This is a genomic window from Nostoc sp. (assembly GCF_036917655.1).
GTDB lineage: Bacteria > Cyanobacteriota > Cyanobacteriia > Cyanobacteriales > Nostocaceae > Nostoc.
The window spans coordinates 144,816-166,357 of record NZ_JBALCY010000065.1 but is presented as its reverse complement, the minus strand read 5'-3'; the positions used below and the strand labels follow the sequence as shown (position 1 = coordinate 166,357).

Below are 21,542 nucleotides of genomic sequence, written 5' to 3'. Positions count from 1 at the left end.
ATCAAACTTAGTTAATTACTTAAGTTTTGCGAAGCAAGGATTGTCTGCGCCTCATCCTCCGATAATTGTTCAATATCTGCTAAAGCTTTAGCTAAATCTTCCAAATCAGTCTGCTCTGCCAGCTTTTGTACAATAACTTCAGCCAACTCAGCTACTGTCGGTTCATTAAAAAAGCCCTGATAAGAAAGTTCTATTTGGAAGGTTTTGCACAGTTGAGAAACGAGCTGAGTGGCAAATAAAGAATCTCCTCCCAATTCAAAGAAGTTGTCGTGAATGCCTACCTGTTCAATACCTAAAAGTTGTTGCCAAATCTCAGCAAGACTCCGCTCAACTTCGTTGCCAGGAGCAACATAAGCATTCGCAAGATTGGGACGAGGATGAGTTGGTTTGGATTGACTCAACTGGGCTAATTTTTCCTCCAAGGATTTAGCTGATTTCTTTGGCTTCATCAGGCTGGAAAAATCTTGAGTTGATACAATGACCTGAGGAACTGTGCTACTGCATAAAATGCGTCTAAACGCTTCAATGCCCTCTTCATAGGTCATTCCTCCTGTCAATTCTTCTCCTGTTATCTCCTTATGCCGTGCTTCGACAGGAACTGCCATTCCTAAACTGTTCCATCTATCCCAATTAATAGATTTGATAAATGTGCCATATTTAGAAGCACTGTAATGAGCGAAGGAATCAACGAAGGCATTTTCGGCGGTATAATCTACCATCCCGGATGCCCCAGCAAATGAACTCAGTGATGAACACAGTACAAAGAAATCTAGCTTGGTATCCTTGAAAAGAGCTTCGAGCACTCGTGTTCCCCGCACTTTCGGTTGTAGAGCAGTTGCTGCATCTTCTTTTGTTTTTAGTTGAATCATGCCTCCGCCAAAAACCGCTGCCGCATGAATTACTCCATTGATCTGACCAAATCGTTGATTTACTTTTTCGCTCACTACAGACATTTGTTCAGAGTCAGCAACGTCAGCACTAATCGCCATGACTTCTGCTCCCAGTACTTCTAGGCTCTGCAATTTGCGAATTTTAGAACTTATGTCATCTTGTTGATCGTGAGTGGATAGCCATGTTTCCCACTCGTCTGGTTCTGGGAAAGGCGATCGCCCCAACAATACTAATTTTGCCTGTATACTCTGTGCTAAGTATTCTGCTAGTGTCAAACCAACTCCCCCCAATCCACCAGTGATCAGATAAACTCCTCTTTCTCTTAATCGAGGATTTTCTGCAACGGTTGCATCTAATTGGACTGGTTCAAAATCTTGCACCCAGCGGTGGAGTCCACGGTAGGCAATAACCTGGTTGGAAGTTTGGCTAACTAGTTCCGCTAGCAGTTGCAGGGTAAGTTGCTGCTGCTGCCTACTTTCGGGTTTGGGAACAACAATATCAATGCTACGGCAGCTGATGTTTGAGTACTCTAACGGTATAACTTGACATGATCCAAGAACTAGTGCCTTCTCTGGACACAGCACCTCTGCACCCGTTACTGCCTGCATATTGTTTGAGATAACTGTAACTTGAGAATCAGTTGGATTGTGTTCTCCAATTGCCTGGGCAAGAAACAGTAAACTGTAAAAGCCAAGTACCTTTATCTTCTCCTGTAACTCAATTTCTGATTCTGGTTCAATGTCGGGTGTGACGCTCCATAAGTGAACTATCTTGTTGGGAATCTTATTTAGTTGACGCAGTTCTTTGAACAGAGTATCGTAGTCATCCCGTTGTTGAGGATTAATCGTATATCTGCACTCACTCTCACGCTCAAATTGCTCACCGATTTTTACAGTTATGACATCCTGACGCGCCAGTGCTAGCTGCTGTACCATTTTTTCGCTCAAGCCGCACTCATCCACAAATATTAACCAGTATCCCGGTTGATTTGTCCCAGTTCCAGGTATAAATGATTGCGGCGGCATAGAGCGTTTCCAGGAAGGAATGTAAAACCAGTCGGCAAGATCAGGTCTTTTGTCTGGAGATAATTGAACATCTTCTCTTTGAAGCAGAACTGTAAATGCAGTAGATCCTGAGTCAGTTGCTGAACCTCTAGCCAAAAATATTTCTTCCCCGAAAGCTTCTGTTTCTGATAAAACAGCTACCTCACCAAACCCATGCGATCGCAGTTTTTCTTGCCATTGCTTTTTAGACAAAAATGGATTACCTCGGCTGCGTTCTTCATCCTCTAACGGATTCATTAGCAGACCGTCTGTAATGTCAAAATCTAACTGAGGTTGAGTTATCTCCCAGAGCAACAAAAATCCTCCAGGAGCTAGCAAAGAGCGTACGTGATCTAGAGTTTTTTCAATATTACGGGTGATATGCAATACATTTACAGCGATGACAACATCAAAGCTGTGGCTGGAATAACCTTGCTCAGTCAGAGATTTTTCAATGTCTAGGAAACGATACTGGACGAAAGGATAAGCAGCAAACTTTTCTTTGGCTCGGTTTAAGAGCAAACCACCCACATCCGTAAAGGTGTAGTTTGTTTGTTTTGGAGGCAACACAGGCAATAATTCTGTCGTGGCAATACCCTGTCCACCACCAATTTCCAAGATTCTTAAGTTCACGTTTTGCGGTAAGGATTTCACCACTTGTTCCAGACTTACCCGAAGAATTCCTTTTAAGTAGGTATTTAAGGGCAATTCAGATTGTGATGTTTTTACCTTTTGATCTGTCGTCGCAAAGTACAACTCTAACGGTTCTTTTTCCCCCAACAGCACGGCTGGGAGATTTTCGCCACACTGCTTAATTAAATCTACCATTTGGGGTGTGTCTGCCCATCTGTGGTTAATTTCTTCTAGCAGAGGATTTAAATCCTCTGTAGAAAATGGTACAAACTTAGTAAACAGTTTCTGCTCTTGCTGTAAGTGACCTTGCTCTATTAGCACATCCAAAAAGCGACATAACAATTGCTGATAGCGAGGGATAATATGGCATTGCTCAAATAACTCTTCAATAGAATATTTATCATTGGGGTTGCCAAAAGCACCTAAACTCCTCAGTGCAAGGTTGATGTAGGTAGTGCATAAACGATCCAACCACTGTTTGTTCGCCAAATAAGTTTGTTCGTCAAGTGTCGCGATAGTTGCACAAGCCTGCGTTTCCCCTGCTTCTACCAGAGATTCCCACAACTGGGTTGCTGTTAGTCTAGGCTGAAACTGTCCTGCTAAAAGTGATTGTTTTGGTGGTTCAATCCAGTAACGCTGACGCTCAAATGGATAGGTCGGCAAGGGAATATGATGGCGTTGTTCATTGGCATAAAAACCAGACCAGTCTACTTTGACTCCGAAAAGCCAGAGTTTACCTAAAGTCTTATGTAAAAACGCTACATCTGACTGTTGCTCCTGTGGATGGCGGATTGAAGTCAGTACTACTGGTTCAGAATCATAATGCGTAAGCGCGAAAGTACTCAAAGTTCTTCCTGGACCAACCTCTAGCAGTATGCGCTCAGGTGTTTTCAGTAACTCAGTTATTCCCTCGCTAAAGCGCACAGTTTGCCGTAGATGTTTTGCCCAATATTTGGGGTCTGTTGCTTCTGCTACAGTAATCCAAGTACCACTCACATTAGAAACAAACGGAATTTTTGGGGAATTTAGTGTGATTTTTTGTAACAAATGAGAGAACGGGTCGAGAATTGGCTCCATCATTTGGGAATGAAAGGCATGGGATGTATGCAGCCGCCGACAGCCTACACCTTTTCCTTGTAGCTTTTGATGCAATTGTTCAATTGCCTCGGTTGAACCAGAAACCACACAGTACGCAGGCCCATTGCTTGCGGCTAAAGACAGTTCCCTTCCCAATAGGGGTTGTACCTCTTGTTCGGTAAGTTGAACAGAGAGCATTTCCCCACTAGGGAGTTGCTGCATCAGTCGTCCTCGGGTTGCGACTAGCGCTAAAGCGTCTTCGAGCGAGAAAACCCCGGAAAGAGTTGCTGCTACATACTCCCCAATACTGTGACCAATCATCGCTTCGGGACGCACACCCCAAGCCATCCACAACTGAGCTAGGGCGTATTCAATGGTAAACAGCGCTGGCTGGGCAACAAAAGTCTGTTTCAGTTGCTCTGCTGCCTTTTCTTTCTCTGCTTCATCAGGATACAGTACATGGCGGAGGTCAAAATCCAAGTGCGGTTTAAGTAGTTCACAACAGTTATCAACTGCGAGAGTGAAGGTTGGCTCACTCTGGTAAACTTCCCTCCCCATATTCACGTATTGCGTTCCCTGACCGGAAAACATAAAAACAATCGGACAATTGGAAGGCTGCTGGTAGTGAGTGAACACTCGTTGTGGATCTAAAGTAGAAAGCACCTTCACTGCATCCTTAACGTCTTGGCACATCACCATCCGGCGATGGTCGAAAGCTCGACGACCAACAGCAAGGGTGTGAGCCACATCAGCAAGGTTTAAATTAGAATCCTGCTGGAGGTGATTTACCAGATTAGTTGTAGCAGATTCTAAAGCTGTAGTCGTCTTAGCTGAGAGTAGCAACAACTGCCAAGGGCGAGAAGTACCAGAGGTTTCAATAGCTGGGGCTTCTTCAAGAATTATATGGGCATTCGTCCCACCAATCCCAAAGGAACTGACACCTGCACGTCGGGGAGTGCCGTTTGTTTTCCATTCGGAAAGTGTAGTATTAACGTAAAAAGGACTGTTAGTAAAATCAATCTGAGGATTAGGTTCCTCAAAGTGCAAGCTAGGTGGTATTTGTTTATGTTTGAGAGCTAAGACTGTTTTGATCAAACCCGTCACCCCAGCAGCAGCGTCTAAATGGCCAATGTTGGTCTTCACCGAGCCAATGGCACAAAAGCCTTTATTCTGTATGCTGGTTCTAAAAGCTTGTGTTAGTGCGGCAATTTCAATCGGATCTCCTAGTGATGTCCCTGTCCCATGAGCCTCAATATAGGTAATCGTTTCGGGTTCGACCTCGGCAACGACTTGAGCTGTTTTAATCACCTTGGCTTGACTATCTATACGAGGTGCTGTATAGCTGACCTTAAAAGATCCATCGTTATTGATAGCGGAACCTTTGATAACCGCATGGATAGAATCTTGATCTGCTAGAGCATCTTCTAATCTCTTCAAAACCACAATGCCTACACCTTCGCCGCTAACAGTTCCCTGTGCTTTGGCATCAAAAGCGCGGCAGTGTCCGTCAGGAGACCCAATTCCCCCTTCTTTATAAAAATAGCCACTTTTTCTAGAAGAACTTATGGAAACACCACCTGCTAAAGCCATATCACATTCACCATTCAGCAAGCTTTGGCAAGCTAAATGAACAGCAACTAATGAAGTTGAGCAGGCGGTTTGAACTGTATAACTTGGTCCGGTTAGGTTAAGTTTGTAAGAAACTCGTGTAGTTAGATAATCTTTGTCACCTGCGATCGCCAGTTGGTGAGAATCTATAGAATTGATAATATTCGGGTTTAAGTAAATGTTGTTAAGTAAGTAGCTACTTAAGCTAGAGCCTGCGTAAACTCCTATCGAACCTTTGTAGGTTTGGGAGTCATAACCGGCATCTTCAAGGGCAACAGATGCACATTCCAAAAAAATCCGGTGTTGCGGATCGGTGATTTCGGCTTCTCTGGGATTGAAGCCAAAGAATGAAGCATCAAAAAGTTCTACATCTTCCAATACAGCCCGTGCTTTGACAAATTTTGGGTTATTGAGTATGGCTGAATCTGTCCCTGAAGATAACAGTTCTTCATCACTAAAAAAAGAGATTGACTCTATACCACTTTGTATATTTTTCCAAAATTCATCAATATTTTTTGCTTGAGGAAAACGTCCTGCTATGCCAATAATAGCTATTTCTGAACCATTTCTATGAGTAGATTCTATGGGAATATTCATTCTTCATGAACTCCTTTACTATTCATAATTGACTTGATTTTTTCCATCCGTCTTTTCTGTTGAGATTTACCAGCAGAGATTTTTTCTGTTTGAATATTAGTTTCACTCAAAGGTAATGTTTGATTATGAGCTTGACTGAAGAACTCTGCAAGGGAACTTATAGTCGGATATCTGAACAGATCGAGCAATGATAAATCGGTTTTGGATATTTCACGTAATTGAGTATGAACCTTAACCATTAGCAACGAATGACCACCAAGTTCAAAGAAGTTATCGTGAATACCTATATTCTCGATATTGAGAGCACTTTGCCAAACAGTAGCAATTTTTTGTTCCAGCTCAGTTTGCGGCATCACATAAGCAACTTCGATCTCTGGGCGCAGAGTTTCTGGAGCAGGTAGGGAGTGCCGATCAAGCTTACCGTTAGACAAACGCGGCAAGGCTTGGAGTACTATGAAAGCCGAGGGCACCATATATTGCGGTAGCTTCTCCTGAAGAAAACTACGCAGTTCAGTGACTGTAAGCGTCTGCTCAAAATTAGGGCTTACATAAGCTACTAGGCGTTTGTCACCCTCCTCGTCCTCTCGAACCACTACCACCGCTTCACGGACTTGAGCGTGTTGCTTCAATTTTGATTCAATCTCGCCTAGTTCGATGCGGAAGCCCCGGATTTTAACTTGATGGTCAATGCGTCCAAGCAGTTCGATGTCTCCGTTGGGTAGATAGCGGGCTAAGTCGCCACTTTTATACAGGTGCGTCCCTAATTTCTCGCTAAAAGGGTTGGGAATAAATTTCTCGGCAGTGAGTTCAGGGCGATCGAGGTAGCCCCTGGCAATACCAACACCACTAATATACAATTCCCCTAGTACACCTGTTGGTGTAGGGTTCAAATGTCTGTCTAGCAAATAGATTTGGGTGTTGGCAATCGGACGACCAATAGGTACACTATAAATCGATCGGTTTTCTTGGTAGGTAGTTGGTTCATAAATTGTTACGCCAATCGTTGCCTCAGTCGGTCCGTAAGCATTAAGCCAACGGATGCGATCGCCTACCAATTTCTCCCAAAGCGCAAGTTTTTCTGGTAAAGTTTGCTCGGTTCCTACAATCACTAAGCGAAGTGTGGAAGGTAATGGTGCTTCTGTTTGAGCTAGATCGGACACCCAGTCATGCCAGTATGCAGTTGGTAAATTGAGAACAGTTAGTTTTTCCTGTTCCAAGAATTGGAGGAAATTGGCAAAAGCTAGTATCCGATTAGGTCGGATAATAACAGTTGACCCACTTAACCATGATGGAAACAGTTCTTCTGCTGTAACATCAAAGCTCATAGAACCAAATTGGAGAATGCGATCTTCTGGTTGAAGTTGATAAGCTTTTGCAGCAGCAATACTGTGGTTCACCAAAGCTTGGTGGGTAATCAAAACCCCTTTAGGTGTTCCTGTAGATCCGGAGGTGTAAATCACATAAGCCAGGTTTTCGGGTGTCACGCCGCTACTGGGGTTCTCTGTGTAATCCTGACCACAGAAGGAGGCATTTATCTCCCAATCTGCGTCTATATACGCAACTTTAGCCTTGTGTTTAGGGAGTTCTGCAACCAGGTGCTTTTGGGTAAGCAACACCAGAGGTTTCGCATCCTCTAATATTAAAGCCAAGCGTTCCTGTGGGTAGGATGGATCTAACGGTACATATGCACCACCAGCTTTTAGGATGCCCAAGAGTCCGACCATCATTTCCAGCGATCGCTCCATGCAGATTCCCACCAGTACCTCTGGTCCTACGCCAAGCGATCGCAGCTGGTGTGCTAGTTTATTTGCCTTGGTGTTAAGTTCTTGATAGGTCAAATGTTGGTCTTCAAAGACTACAGCAATGGCGTTGGGCGTTGGCGTAACTCCTTTGCAGGAAGCTCGCTCTACCTGAGTCTCAAATAACTCATGGATACAACACTTATTCTGAATAAAGTTAGTCTGAGTGTTATTCCACTCTCCGAGCAACTGATGCTGTTCTGGTTTCGGCAAGAGTGGTAAGTCGGAAATTCGCTGTTCAGAATTAGCGACAATGCCTTCCAGCAAGCTCTGGAAATGCCCCAGCATCCGGGTAATGGTATCTGCATTGAACAGATCAGTATTGTACTCCAGAGTTCCAATCAGCCCTTGCTTGATTTCTACCATAAATAGGGTTAGATCAAACTTCGTCGTTTTTTTGTCGAACTCCAAAGGGCTTAAGGTTAAACCTGGTAGCTCTAAAGTCGTGGTTGGGGTATTCTGGAGTTGGAACATCACCTGAAATAACGGTGTGTGGCTCAGGCTTCGCTCCGGTTGCAGTTTCTCCACTAGCTGCTCAAAGGGCAAGTCTTGGTTAGTGTAAGCCCCCAAGGCAACCTCTCGCACTCGGTTCAAAATCTCTCGGAAACTTGGGGTACCCGAAAGGTCAGTACGCATGACTAAGGTATTGACAAAAAATCCAATTAGCCCTTCTATTTCAGCTCGGTTGCGACCAGAGATGGTAGTGCCTACCACGATGTCATCCTGACCAGTGTAGCGGTAGAGCAACGTCTGAAACGCTGCCAGTAGCATCATGAATAGCGTCACCTTTTCCTGCTGGCTTAGTGTCTTAAGAGCTTCGGTTAGGGGCTTGGACAGAACCAGAGATTGTTTTGCGCCTCGATCGGTCTGAATCGGCGGACGAGGACGGTCAGTGCCTAACTCTAGTATATTTGGAGTACTGCTCAATTGCTGCTTCCAGTATGACAGTTGAGCCTCTCGCACTTCTCCCTGGAGCCACTGCTGCTGCCAAACAGCAAAGTCTGCATACTGGATTGGAAGTTCCAGCAGCGGTGAAAGCTTACCCATAGAAAAAGCTTCATAAAGAGCCACTATTTCTCGGATGACTATCCCAAAAGACCATTGGTCACACACAATGTGGTGCATTGTGAACAGCAACACGTACTGAGCTTCGTCTAATTGCAGCAGAGTGACTCGCACAAGTCCATCGTTCGCTAAATCAAAGGGTCGCGCCTGTTCCTCAGTTACAAGACGTCGGACCTCTGCCTCTAGCTCATCCTTTGGAAGCAACTGTAGATCCACTATCGGTAGAGTCAGAGCCAAGGTTGGGGCGATGACCTGGAACGGTTGCCCATCTACTATGGTAAAATTAGTACGCAAAACTTCATGACGCCGCACAACTTCGTTAAGGCTTTGTACCAGTGCGGTCTTGTTAAGCGAGCCATTGAAGCGGAAAGCGTAGGGTTCGTTGTATAAGGATTGACCGGGGTGCAACTGGTCAAGGAACCACAGGCGCTTTTGGGCAAAGGACAGGGGAACAGGGTTCTGTTGTAAACGTCGAGGAATCACCTGATCTGTAAATTTGCCTTGCATCCACTTTTCAAAAAGCGCCCGTTTTACTGGTGACAAATTAGATTTTTGCCCTGAAAGCGCATCTGGTTCAGACATGTTGCTACTTTATTGATATTTTAATAACAGATGAAAACTAGTACAGAACGGCGTAAATAAACACCAATCTAAAATGTCTAAAACCCTTATGCAATGGTAATTACGAATTATGCGTACCCCTACGGGGATCTTGCTATGCGTAGCGTCTCGTAGAGAAGCGGTACTAGTTTGTATCCCGATGAAAAAGGGGTTTTAGTCAAAATTAAACTCCTAAAAGACGTTGAGCTTCCTCTTGAGATAATTGTTCGATTTTCTCCATAACCATTTTTTCAATAAGTTCAGCCAACTTGGCAATAGTAGAGTATTCAAGGAAGAGACTACGTAGAGGCAATTCTATTGGGAAAGATTTTCGCAGTTGAGAAATAACTTGGGTTGCTAGTAGCGAGTGCCCGCCTAACTCAAAGAAATTGTCATGGATGCCTAAGCGCTCAATTCCAAGGAGTTGTTGCCAAATATTGGCAACGCTTTGTTCCACATGAGTGCGGGGAGCAACGTAATCATTCCCCAAGTTGGGGCGGGGATGGGTTGGTTTAGAGAAAGGAGCCGACGCTAAATGCTTTTCTAGGTCTGTTAAATGCTCTTCCAGCGACATTTTTGAATGTCTCTGCTTAATCCGAGTCTGTAAATCTTGTGGCGAGACAACAACCTGAGGTAGTCCACTGTAGATAATCCGGCTAAATGCATCAACACCCTCTTTTGTTGGTATTCCTTCTTTTATTTTCTGTTCACGCCATTTTTTCAGTTCGTCTGGGACGGCTGTGTTCACTAGCATTCCCATGTCTCGCCAGCCACTCCAGTTGATAGATACAGTGAATGAACCTTGTCTGGAGTAATTCCGGTGAGCAAAACAGTCAAGAAAAACATTAGCTGCACAATAGTCTACCTGCCCCAATCCACCTAAGATTGAACTATCAGATGAACAAATTACCAAAAAATCTAACTTCACATCCCTAAAGATGGCATCAAGTACTAATGTTCCTTTCACCTTGGAAGCCATAACACTTGCTGCTACTTGCGGGGTTTTTAATTGAATTATGCCTCCACCAGCAATCCCAGCAGCGTGGATGACACCATGAATTTCACCGAAGTCCTCAGATACCTGAGCGATTACTGACTGCATCTGTTGAAGATCGGCTACATCAGCGCTTTTCACCAAAACTGAGGCACCTAACTCCTCTAGCGCCTGCACTTTTTTTATTTTGATGCTTACAGAATCCTGATCATCATGAGTCGCTAACCATTGTTCCCACTCATCTTTTTCAGGAAGAGCAGAACGCCCGACCAAAACCAGTTTGGCTTGCACTGTCTGAGCTAAATATTTCGCCAGTTCCAGACCAATACCTCCCAGTCCACCTGTGATCAAGTAGACTCCCTTTTGCCGCAGCCGTGTTTTCCCTGCGATCGCTTCTTCTAAATTGACGGCTTCAAAAGTTTGAACCCAGCGATGATGTCCACGATAGGCAATGACTAAGTCAGTTGGCTGGATTGTAACTTCTGCTACAAGTTGGTCTATCAGTTTCTGCTTTTGCCTTTCAAGTTGTGGAAGAACAACATCAATGCTACGGCAGATAATATTCGGATATTCTTGGGGAATGACTTTACACGAGCCGATTACCGTTGCTTTTTCGGGGCATAGGCTCTCATCACCGTTCACATCGTGAATATTATTGGTCACTACCAGCATTTCAAGCGGATCGGTAATACCTTGTTGTCCAACTGCTTGGGCTAGAAAAAGCAAACTGTAGAAGCCAAAATACTGATTCGTTTCAAAAGATTCGATTTCTGAGGGTGTCTGATTGTTCGCTGTAATGCCCCATAAGTGAGCAATTATTTGTGGGGTTAAATCCCGGTCAATAAGAGCTTGGAGCAAGGCATCATAGTCATCCCTTTGCTGAGGGTTGATGCAATATGCGCGATCGCTAAGTTTAGTAAATTTATCTCCTGCTGTCACGGTAATGACGGCTTGACTTTGTTGTTGCAGGCGTTTTACGAGAAGCGATCCCACATCACACCTATCGACAAAGACTAACCAACACGACTTCTGCTTTACCAGTCCTGCATTTTCAACAGGCTCAAGCGGTTGGGACTCTTTCCAGACTGGAATGTAGAACCAATCAGCAAGATTCAGCTGTTTGTGTAACGCTTCTTGGAACGTAGTCACAGGCGCGGTTAAGGGTTGTGGTTCAATCCAGTAACGCTGACGCTCAAATGAATACACTGGCAAGGGAGTTCGATGACGCCGTTGATTGGCGTAAAAGCCTGACCAATTTATTTCTACTCCGGTAAGCCAGAGCTGCGAGAGTGTGTTGAGCAAAAAGGCGACATCCGACTGTTGCTCTTTTGGATGGCGTAACGAAGAAAGTACAATCTGTTGCTCGTCTTGTTCTATATGCTGTCTAGCTAATGTAGTCAACGTCCGCCCAGGGCCAACTTCCAACAGAATTTGCTCTGGCTTTTGCAGCAACAGTGCAACCCCTTCAGCAAAGCGTACTGTTTGCCGTAGATGCCTTGCCCAGTAGCTTGGATTGGTTGCCTCCGTTGCAGTTATCCAAGTGCCAGTCACATTGGACACAAAAGGAATTTGCGGAGGCTTCAGGTTGATTTTTTTTACCCGATCTAGGAACCTCTGGATGATTGGGTCCATCATTTGGGAATGAAAGGCACCTGATGTATGCAGACGGTGAGAGTCCACAGCTTGCTTAGTGAGTTGGTTTTGCAACTCATCAATCGCCGAGCTTGATCCCGAAACCACGCACAGGGATGACCCGTTGATTGCAGCTAGGGCAACTTCTTCGCCAAGCATTGATTGCACTTCTTTCTCTGGTAGGGGTACAGCTAGCATGTCACCAGCAGGCATTTGCTGCATCAGTTGTCCACGGGCTGCTACCAATGCTAATGCATCTTCTATAGATAACACGCCAGCAAGGCAAGCTGCTACATACTCTCCTATACTGTGACCAATCATTGCTTCGGGACATACTCCCCAAGCTATCCACAATTGAGCCAACGAGTATTCAATCACAAACAGCGCTGGCTGGGTGATATGAGTCTGTTTAAGGTGCTGTGTTGCTTCTTGGATTTCGTCTTTGCTTGGATACAGCACAGAGCGCAAATCAATTGCCAAGTGAAATTTTAGCAGTTCACAGCATTTATCAATCTGTTCTCGGAAAATTGGCTCGCTCTGGTACAGTTCTCGACCCATCTCCACATACTGTGCACCCTGTCCGGGAAACATGAACACGACAGAGCGATTACAGGGCTTTTGGTAGTGGGTGAAAACTCGTTGAGGATCTTGAAGTGATAGTGCCTTCACTGCATCTTCAAGGTCTTGGCATACCAGCATCCGCCGATAGTCAAAAGCACGACGGCCGATACCAAGGGTGTAAGCTACATCAGCGAGAATCAAATCAGGATGCTGTTTTAAGTGGGTAGCTAAATTAGCTGTGGCGGTTTCTAGTACTGTACTAGTCTTGGCAGACAGCAACAACAACTGCCAGGGACGAGCGGGACCAGATGGTTCAACAACTGGGGCTTCTTCAAGAATCACATGGGCATTAGTCCCACCAAAGCCAAAAGAACTGACTCCCGCACGGCGAGGAGTGCCGTTCGTCTTCCACTCAGACAATGTAGTATTGACGTAAAAAGGACTGTTGGCAAAATCAATTTCGGGATTGGGTTGCTCAAAATGCAAGCTGGGTGGTATTTGCTTGTGTTTGAGTGCAAGGACGGTCTTGATCAGGCTTGCAACACCAGATGCCCTATCTAAATGTCCGATATTAGTTTTTACTGAACCAATGGCGCAGAAGCGCTTCTTGTTTGTTCCCGCACTAAATACTTTTTTCAGCGCCCTAACTTCAATAGGATCGCCCATAACTGTACCTGTTCCGTGGCATTCTACATAGGTAATTGTCTCAGGAGTAAACTCAGCGATCGCCTGAGCCTCAGCAATGACCGCAGCTTGTCCATCCACGCTAGGTGCTGTATAGCCCACTTTCAAAGAACCGTCGTTATTGATGGCTGAACCCTTAATAACTGCATAAATGCAGTCGCCATTTGCCAGTGCTTCTTCTAACCTCTTTAGCACAACAATGCCCATACCGTTACCGAAAACGGTGCCTTGTGCTTTAGCATCAAAAGTGCGGCAATGACCATCGGGAGAAGTCATTCCGTCTTCTTGATATAAATAACCTTTATTTTGCGGAACTCGTACTGCAATGCCACCAGCTAGCGCCATGTCACACTGGTAACTCAACAATCCTTGGCATGCTAGATGAACTGCTACCAATGACGTGGAACAAGCAGTACTAACGTTAAGGCTCGGTCCCTTGAGGTTCAATTTGTAAGAAACCCGTGTAGGTATGTGATCTTTATCATTACCAGTAAGAATGATTGTCCCACTTAACGATTTGAGAAGGTCATGATTTGAGATCAGGTTGTTCAGTAAGTAGGTACTTAGGTTGCTGCCTGCGTAAACTCCTATAAACTCTTCATATGTTTCAGGGTCATAACCTGCATTTTCAAGAGCTTCCCAGGCACACTCCAAAAAAAGACGATGTTGTGGGTCCATAACTTCAGCTTCACTAGGCGTGAAGCCGAAGAATTGAGCGTCAAACATCTCTATGTCTGACAGCGCAGATCCGGCTTTTACATAGTGAGGGTTACGCAGCAAAGTTGGGTCTACACCTTCTGACAGTAATTCCTCATCAGTAAAGAATGAAATCGACTCCCGTCCTTGGGACAAATTCTGCCAAAACTCATCAGTACTTTTGGCTCCAGGAAAACGACCAGCCATCCCGATAACGGCTATTCCTTTTAAGGAATCGTGAGATTCAGGGTTATCCATTTGTCTTCTTATTTTGCTTGATTAGGTTTCGCTTCATCTGTTGGCTGGTTGCTCCAATAGCTTCATTTCGCCTCTTGGCGCGGTCAGAGGCTTGCTGATAGGCGGGTTGTTCATCCTCTTTGCCGATGAGATGTTTTGCCAAGGCATTTATGGTCGGATATTCAAATGAGTCGGATATTGATATATCTCTGTTAAGCTTTTCTCGCAGTTTGCTACGAACTTGAAGAATGAGAAGTGAATCGCCACCAAGCTCAAAGAAGTTGTCGTGAATTCCTATCGCCTCAATCCCAAGAAGTTCTTGCCAAATGTCGGCAAGCGTTTGCTCGGTTTCATTCCTGGGAGCAACATAAGGATTAATCAGTGATGGTCGCTGTTGTGTTGGTTGGGATAGGTTAGCTTTAAAACCATTATCCTGTTTACCCTGAATTAAAAAATCACGACTCTGTAGCTCGTATTTTGCTTCATCCAATCGAATCGGCTCAAAATTTTGCACCCAACGATGAAAACCACGATAGGCAATCACTCGGTCATAAATATGAGTTTGTAGCTCAAAAAGCAGTTGGTCTATGAGTTTTTGCTCACTCCAGTTTGCAGATTTGGGAATAACAACATCAATGCTACGACAGTTAATGTTTGGGTATTCTTGAGGAATGACCCGAATAGGTGCAAGTAAAGTTGCTTTTTCTGGACACAGCAACTCTTCGCCTGCCACTTCCTGCATATTGTTGGAGATGACCGCAATTTGAAGCTCATCAGTATAATTCTGTTTTCCAAGTGCCTGTGCTAGAAAGAGCAGACTATAAAATCCTGTTTCTTGAGATTTCTCAATGGTTTCCAATTCTAACTCTATACGATCAACAGGTGTGACACTCCATAAATGAACAATTGTTTTTGGGAACTTGTTTTGTGCTAAAAGTTCATTAAGTAAAGTTTCATAGTCATGACGTTGTTGAGGATTCAGAGTATACAAGCGATCGCTTAGTTTAGTAAACTCGGACCCGATCCTGACAGCGATCGCATCTTGATCCTCAAGTTCGAGTCGTTTCACCAGTTCTTCACCCAAGCCGCACTCATCGATAAACACAAGAGTGCAGGACAAAACTGGATTCTCACTTGGTTGATTGAGGGGTAATGGGGAGCGTTTCCAAGATGGAATGTAGAACCAGTTTGCCATTTCCGGATTTTTGCATAGAGAGATTGCAGGTAGAGTCTCTACATCCGTCTTGACAGCACTTGCTTGTTTCTTAGGATCAATCCAGTGACGCTGACGCTCAAAGGGATAAGTTGGCAAGGGTAGGCGATGACACCGCTTATGAGTATAGAATGCCGACCAATCTATCTCTACTCCAGTAAGCCATAGCTGACCTAATGTATTTAACAAAAACGCTATATCCGAGTTGCATTCTTGCGGATGGTGTAACGAAGTTAACATAACTTGGTCAGCCGCTTTATCTGGATGTCGTCTAGCTAATGTACTCAACATCCGCCCTGGCCCTACTTCTAGGAGAATTTGCTCTGGCTTTTGCAGCAACAATCCAATACCCTCAGCAAAGCGCACCGTCTGCCGTAAATGCTTTGCCCAATAGCTTGGATCGGTGGCCTCTGCTACAGTAATCCAAGTACCAGTGACGTTGGACACAAAAGAAATTTGCGGAGCCTGAAGGTTGATTTTTTTGACCTGTGCCATGAACGGCTCGATGATTGGGTCCATCATTTGAGAATGAAAGGCACCCGATGTATGCAGACGACGACAGTCAACCCCTTTTTCAGTCAACCTGTTGTGCAACTCATCAATCGCCGACCTTGGTCCCGAAACCACACACAGAGATGGTGCGTTGATTGCAGCTAGAGCAAGTTCTTCGCCAAGCATTGATTGCACTTCTTTCTCTGGTAGGGGTACAGCTAGCATGTCACCAGCAGGCATTTGCTGCATCAGTTGTCCACGAGTAGTCACTAGCATCAATGCATCTTCTAGAGAGAACACGCCAGCAAGAGTTGCGGCCACATATTCTCCTATGCTATGACCAATCATTGCAGAAGCACGGACTCCCCAGTCCATCCACAACTTTGCCAAAGCGTATTCAACGACAAATAGCGCTGGCTGAGTAATATAAGTTTGTGTCAGCTGCTGTGCTGCTACTGTTGCCTGTTCTTCCCTTGGATACAGAATAGTGCGTAGGTCTAGCCCTAAAACAGGTACAAGTATTTCACAGCAATAATCAACCTGTTCTCGAAAAACTGGCTCAGTCTGGTACAGTTCTCGACCCATCTCTACATACTGAGACCCCTGACCAGGAAACATAAATACAATCTCTCGCTCAGATGGTTCCTGGAAATGGGTAAAAACTCGTTGTGGGTCTTTTGTCTCTAAAATTTTGACTGCATCATTAAGGTCTTGACAAACCACTATTCTGCGATGGTCAAACATTCGCCGACCCACACTCAGAGTGTAAGCGACATCCGCCAAGTTGATTTCAGGATGCTCCTGCAAGTGCTTGACTAGATTTGCCGTAGCAGTCTCTAGTGCTGAACTAGTTTTAGCGGAGAGTACCAATAACTTATGTGTCCACCCAGGGCTAGATGATTCAATCTCTAGGGCTTCCTCAAGAATCACATGGGCATTAGTACCGCCAATGCCAAAGGAACTGATCCCTGCACGGCGTGGTGTTCCGTTTGTTTTCCATTCGGACAGCGTACTATTAACATAAAAGGGGCTGTTAGCAAAATCAATCTGGGGATTGGGCTGCTCGAAATGCAAGCTGGGTGGTATCTGTTTGTGTTTAAGTGCGAGAATGGTCTTGATTAAACCAGCAACACCAGCCGCAGTATCTAGGTGTCCGATGTTGGTTTTTACTGAACCAATAGCACAGAAATTCTTTTTCTCAGTTCTGGCGCGAAAAGATTTGGTGAGCGCGGCAATTTCAATAGGATCTCCTAAAACTGTTCCGGTACCATGAGCCTCTACATAGCTGACCATCTCGGATTCAATCCTAGCCATTGCAAGAGCCTCAGCAATCACCTTTGCTTGACCATCAATACTGGGAGCTGTATAGCCAACTTTTGTAGAACCGTCATTATTAATAGCTGAACCTTTAATAACAGCATGAATACAATCTCCATCCGCTAGAGCATCTGCGAGTCGCTTTAAAATGACTATGCCCACACCATCACCGCTCACAGTTCCTTGGGCTTTGACATCAAAAGCGCGGCAGTGTCCATCGGGAGACAAAATTCCCCCCTCTTGGTATGAATAGCCGGTCTTTTGTAAGGTCGTTACTGAAACTCCACCAGCCAAAGCCATATCAGATTCACGATCTATTAAGCTTTGACAGGCTAAGTGAACCGCAACTAATGAACTAGAGCATCCAGTTTGGACAGTGATAGCTGACCCCTTCAGGTCTAGTTTATAAGCGACTCGTGTGGTCAGGTTATCTGTACGATTGTTATGCCTAATTTGGTCAAGACCGACTAATTTTATCAGTTCGGTGTTGGAAAAAAGATTGAATAAAAAGTAGGAGCTAATGCTAGCACTACCATAAACACTAATCCGACCTTCATAAGTTTTAGAATCATAGCCAGCACTTTCAAGAGCCTCCCAGGCAGTTTCTAAAAAGAGGCGGTGCTGTGGGTCCATAATTTCTGCTGTTCTGGGAGAGTAATCAAAGAATGAAGCATCGAATAATTCTATATCTTCCAGTACAGCGTTTGCTTTAACATAATTGGGGTCACTCAGTAAAGATGGATCTACTCCTACAGACTCCAGTTCTTGATGGGAAAAAAATGAAATTGATTCAACACCATCTCGCAGATTGTGCCAAAAATCATCAATATTTTTAGCTCTGGGAAACCTTCCCGACATCCCAATAACAGCTATATCTAAATCGCCTATTTTATTTTGTTCTTCTAGGCTATTCATCACAATTTCCTTCTTGAGCATTTGATGATTTGCACTGATGGTGATTTAAGTACACACCTGAAAATCCTGTTTTTTGTCAGATAATTTTACCTAGATTGCGCTCTCGCCTGCCTAGAAGCAATGCGACTTTCAGCTCTTTGATTACTTTCCTCAAAAGAGGATGTTTCAGTTTGTTCTTGTGTTAAATATTTAGCCAATGAGTTTATAGTTGGATATTCAAAAAAATTAACTATTGATATATTTGTGTTTAAAACTTCTCGCAGTTTAGCATGAATTTGAACAAGGAGTAATGAATGACCACCAAGGTCAAAGAAATTATCATGAATGCCCACTTTCTCAACATGAAGCATCTGCTGCCAGATATGAGCAATGGTTTGCTCGACTTCGGTTCGAGGTGGTTCATAAGTTACTTCTAATTCTGGGCGATCGCTATTTGATTCTGGGAGCGCATTCCGATTAATTTTACCATTGGATGTTAGTGGCAAAGCCTTCAACATAATAAAAGTTGAGGGCATCATGTATTCTGGTAGTTTCTCTCTAATAAATCTTTGCAGTTCGCTAACATTGAGTGTTTGCTTAGAAACAACGTAGGCTACTAAGGATTTGTTGCCATCATCTTCCCGAACTGTCACTACAGCCTGTTGCACTTGCGGATGTTGACACAGGATGGTTTCAATTTCTCCAAGTTCAATGCGGAAGCCCCTAATTTTTACCTGGTGATCAACTCGCCCAATAAATTCAATATTGCCGTCAGGTAAGTAACGAGCTATGTCACCAGTTTTATATAAACGCGAACCAATCTGTGCAAAAGGATTGGGAATAAACTTTTCTGCCGTTATATCAGCCCGATTCAGATAACCTCTAGCTAACCCTGCACCGCCAATGTATAACTCACCCGGTACGCCAATGGATACAGGTTGCAGTTGTTCATCTAGCAAATAAATCTGCGTATTGGCAAGTGGACGACCAAGGGGTACTGTCTGTGTATGATTTTGCTGATTTTCAACTGCGAAGGTAGTAACGCCCACGGTGGCTTCTGTAGGCCCGTAGTGATTGAAGATTAAGCTGGATGGTGTCTGCTGCTGAATCTGTTCAATAAGTTGCCAACTTGTAGTTTCGCCACCCAGAATTAGCTGCTGGCGGGGCAAGATGGAATGGGATGGTGCAGAGGCTAAAAGAGTGGCAAGGTGAGAGGGGACAATTTTGAGACAGTCGATCGGATGGGTGCGGCAGTATTTTGCCAAGATTGCTGAGTCAGTAGCACACTCGGCAGATAACACATGCAGACATCCGCCAGTACAAAGAGCAGCAAAGATCCCGGTGTTACCCAAATCGGCAGCTAAGGTGGAAACAGTGGCGAAGTTGGTTGTTGCTGATAAGTCTAACCTGTGTGTAATTCCGTGAAGGTAATTAAGTAGTTGTCGGTGTTCGATCGCAACTCCTTTCGGTTTACCAGTAGAGCCAGAGGTGAACAAAACATAAACTAAATTCTGGGCTGTCACTTCACTGGTGGGATTTTCATCTTTGTGATCTGCAACCTTATCCCAATCTGTGTCTAAGCAGACTATCTGCGCTACATCTGTTGACAGGTTATCGACTAATCGCTGTTGTGTCAAGATCACTGGGATTTCGATATCCTGTAATCGGTTAGCAAAACCTTCCTTGGGTAAGGTTGGATCTAGCGGTAGATAGGCTCCACCAGCTTTCAGGATGCCCAAAAGTCCAATAATCATTTCAAGCGATCGCTCTGTGCAAAGTCCTACTAAAACTTCCGGCTTGACTCCTAGCTGTTGTAAATAGTCGGCAAGTTGATTAGCTTTGCTGTTCAACTGTGCATAAGTTAGTTGCTCGTTTTCAAAGACAACGGCAATTTTATTTGGTGTTTTTTCTACTTGTGCTTCAAATAAGTTATGAATACATTTATCTTGTAAATTGTCAAGATGTGTTTGGTTAAACTTGACTAATAGTTGTTGGCGATCGCTGGGGCTGAGAATATCTAATCGGCTAATTTTCTCTTCAGGATTAGCAATTACACTAGTTAATAAAGTTTCAAATTGTCTAGCTATACGTTCAATAGTGTCGGCTGCAAAATAATTGATATCGTAGTATAATTCTGTAGTTAAAGAATGCTTGTGTTGAGTACAAGTGAGTTTTACTTTAAATTGTTCAATACAACTGTAATATTGCTCAAGAGAAAATGATACGTCGCCAGCAAAGAGTTTTTCTGGTAGTTGCTCAAACTCAAAACCGATGGGAAAAGCTAGTTGATGATGATTTTCTATCGGTTCTGGCACAAAATAATCTTGCCATTCTGCACTAGCTTCTATAGTCTGATTAGCTAGTTCTACAACTTCTTGAAAGCGTAAATCTGGTGTCAAATGGCTGTTAATTGGCAACCAAGTAGCAACAAGTCCTAATAAGTTATATAATTCTTCAAAGTCTCTGCGATCGCTAGCCATACCAATAATGATATCCGGCTGTCCTGTAAGTCGCCAAATCAGGGTTTGCCAGCAAGCTAGTAAGATAACAGCAGTGGAAATATCATATTTATGAGCTAAGGTGGCAATCTTGGCTGTCACATCAGGGTTAATATCTAATCGATAGCAGTTTATCTCAAACTTTGATGGCTGTAATGGCTGACTCTCAAAAGGTAACTTCAACGAAACGAGTGGAGAAAGCTTTTGCTCATGCCAGTATTGCTTCGCTGCTTCTGCATCTTCATCTGCGAGTAATTGATTCTGCCATTCTGAGAATTGCAGATATTGTAGAACTTCTTCTGATATTCTCTCACCTTGTAAGCAAGCAGCGTATGAGTTGGTGATTTCAGTTACCAGATTCTTAAGTGTCCAAGTATCGGCACAAAGTGAAGGCAGACTAATAAGTAAAATATACTTGCTTACTGATAGCGTCAGTAGAGATATATGCAACATCGTTCTTTGCTCAAAGTCCAAAGTAAGGGCGGCTGCTGCTTGGAAAAGCTCTGCAATTTTGCTTGAGATTTCCTTGGGTTTACAATGACTTAGATTGATGTTATCCCACGATAGAATACTACTATTTTCTACATCCATCACAGGAGTTTTCACTCCAGATCGGCAATGAAAAGTTGTACGCAAAATTCCATGTCGAATAATGACTTGTTCTAAAGCCGCTTTTAATACTTCTTGTTTGAGATTGCCTTCAATCAGAAGGGCGCATTGAGCAACATAAGCTGAACTATATTGCTGTAATGACCAAAGACGCTTCTGTTGAGGAGAAAGCCGAAAGCCCTGAATTATTTTATTTGGCATACATTTCTTATTATTCTTCACTTATAGCAATTCTTTATGAAACTAGGTCAAAAATCTGCGCTCCTTCTGGAAGATTTTTGAGGATTATATTTGTCTATATACTCCAGTGCCATGTCGTGGCGTTCTAGTGGATTTTTCAAGTCGTAGATAGAAGCGATCGCATTATGATTAGTATTGCGTTCTTTTGAAGGTATTAAGTAT

The 21,542-nt window shown here is 43.9% G+C and carries 5 protein-coding genes; all 5 read right to left on the bottom strand.

Annotation, left to right across the window (positions count from 1 at the left end):
* Positions 1-11: 11 nt before the first annotated feature.
* On the bottom strand, positions 12-5,849 hold the full coding sequence (locus tag V7K30_RS22575) for an SDR family oxidoreductase (protein WP_335003059.1): 5,838 nt from the start codon (positions 5,847-5,849) through the stop codon (positions 12-14).
* Positions 5,846-9,295 carry a non-ribosomal peptide synthetase gene (locus V7K30_RS22570; RefSeq protein WP_335003057.1) on the bottom strand — a complete coding sequence of 1,150 codons (3,450 nt, stop codon included), beginning with the start codon at positions 9,293-9,295 and terminating at the stop codon, positions 5,846-5,848. The genes V7K30_RS22575 and V7K30_RS22570 overlap by 4 nt, the downstream gene beginning before the upstream one ends.
* Before the next feature lie 202 nt (positions 9,296-9,497).
* A complete protein-coding gene (locus tag V7K30_RS22565; protein ID WP_335003056.1) occupies positions 9,498-14,138 on the bottom strand; it encodes a type I polyketide synthase in 4,641 nt (1,546 codons plus the stop codon).
* Complete coding sequence (locus V7K30_RS22560) at positions 14,131-18,075, bottom strand: beta-ketoacyl synthase N-terminal-like domain-containing protein (protein WP_442941092.1); 3,945 nt, start codon at positions 18,073-18,075, stop codon at positions 14,131-14,133. Before V7K30_RS22560 ends, V7K30_RS22565 begins: the two co-directional genes overlap by 8 nt.
* 65 nt (positions 18,076-18,140) lie before the next feature.
* Positions 18,141-21,341 carry a non-ribosomal peptide synthetase gene (locus V7K30_RS22555; protein WP_335003054.1) on the bottom strand — a complete coding sequence of 1,067 codons (3,201 nt, stop codon included), beginning with the start codon at positions 21,339-21,341 and terminating at the stop codon, positions 18,141-18,143.
* Positions 21,342-21,542 lie beyond the last annotated feature (201 nt).

What these genes read in the sequence shown, in the direction of transcription:
- V7K30_RS22575 (WP_335003059.1), bottom strand. Translation starts at nt 5,849, where the DNA reads ATGAATATTCCCATAGAATCTACTCATAGAAATGGTTCAGAAATAGCT.
- V7K30_RS22555 (WP_335003054.1), bottom strand. Translation starts at nt 21,341, where the DNA reads ATGCCAAATAAAATAATTCAGGGCTTTCGGCTTTCTCCTCAACAGAAG.
- V7K30_RS22565 (WP_335003056.1), bottom strand. Translation starts at nt 14,138, where the DNA reads ATGGATAACCCTGAATCTCACGATTCCTTAAAAGGAATAGCCGTTATC.
- V7K30_RS22560 (WP_442941092.1), bottom strand. Translation starts at nt 18,075, where the DNA reads ATGCTCAAGAAGGAAATTGTGATGAATAGCCTAGAAGAACAAAATAAA.
- V7K30_RS22570 (WP_335003057.1), bottom strand. Translation starts at nt 9,295, where the DNA reads ATGTCTGAACCAGATGCGCTTTCAGGGCAAAAATCTAATTTGTCACCA.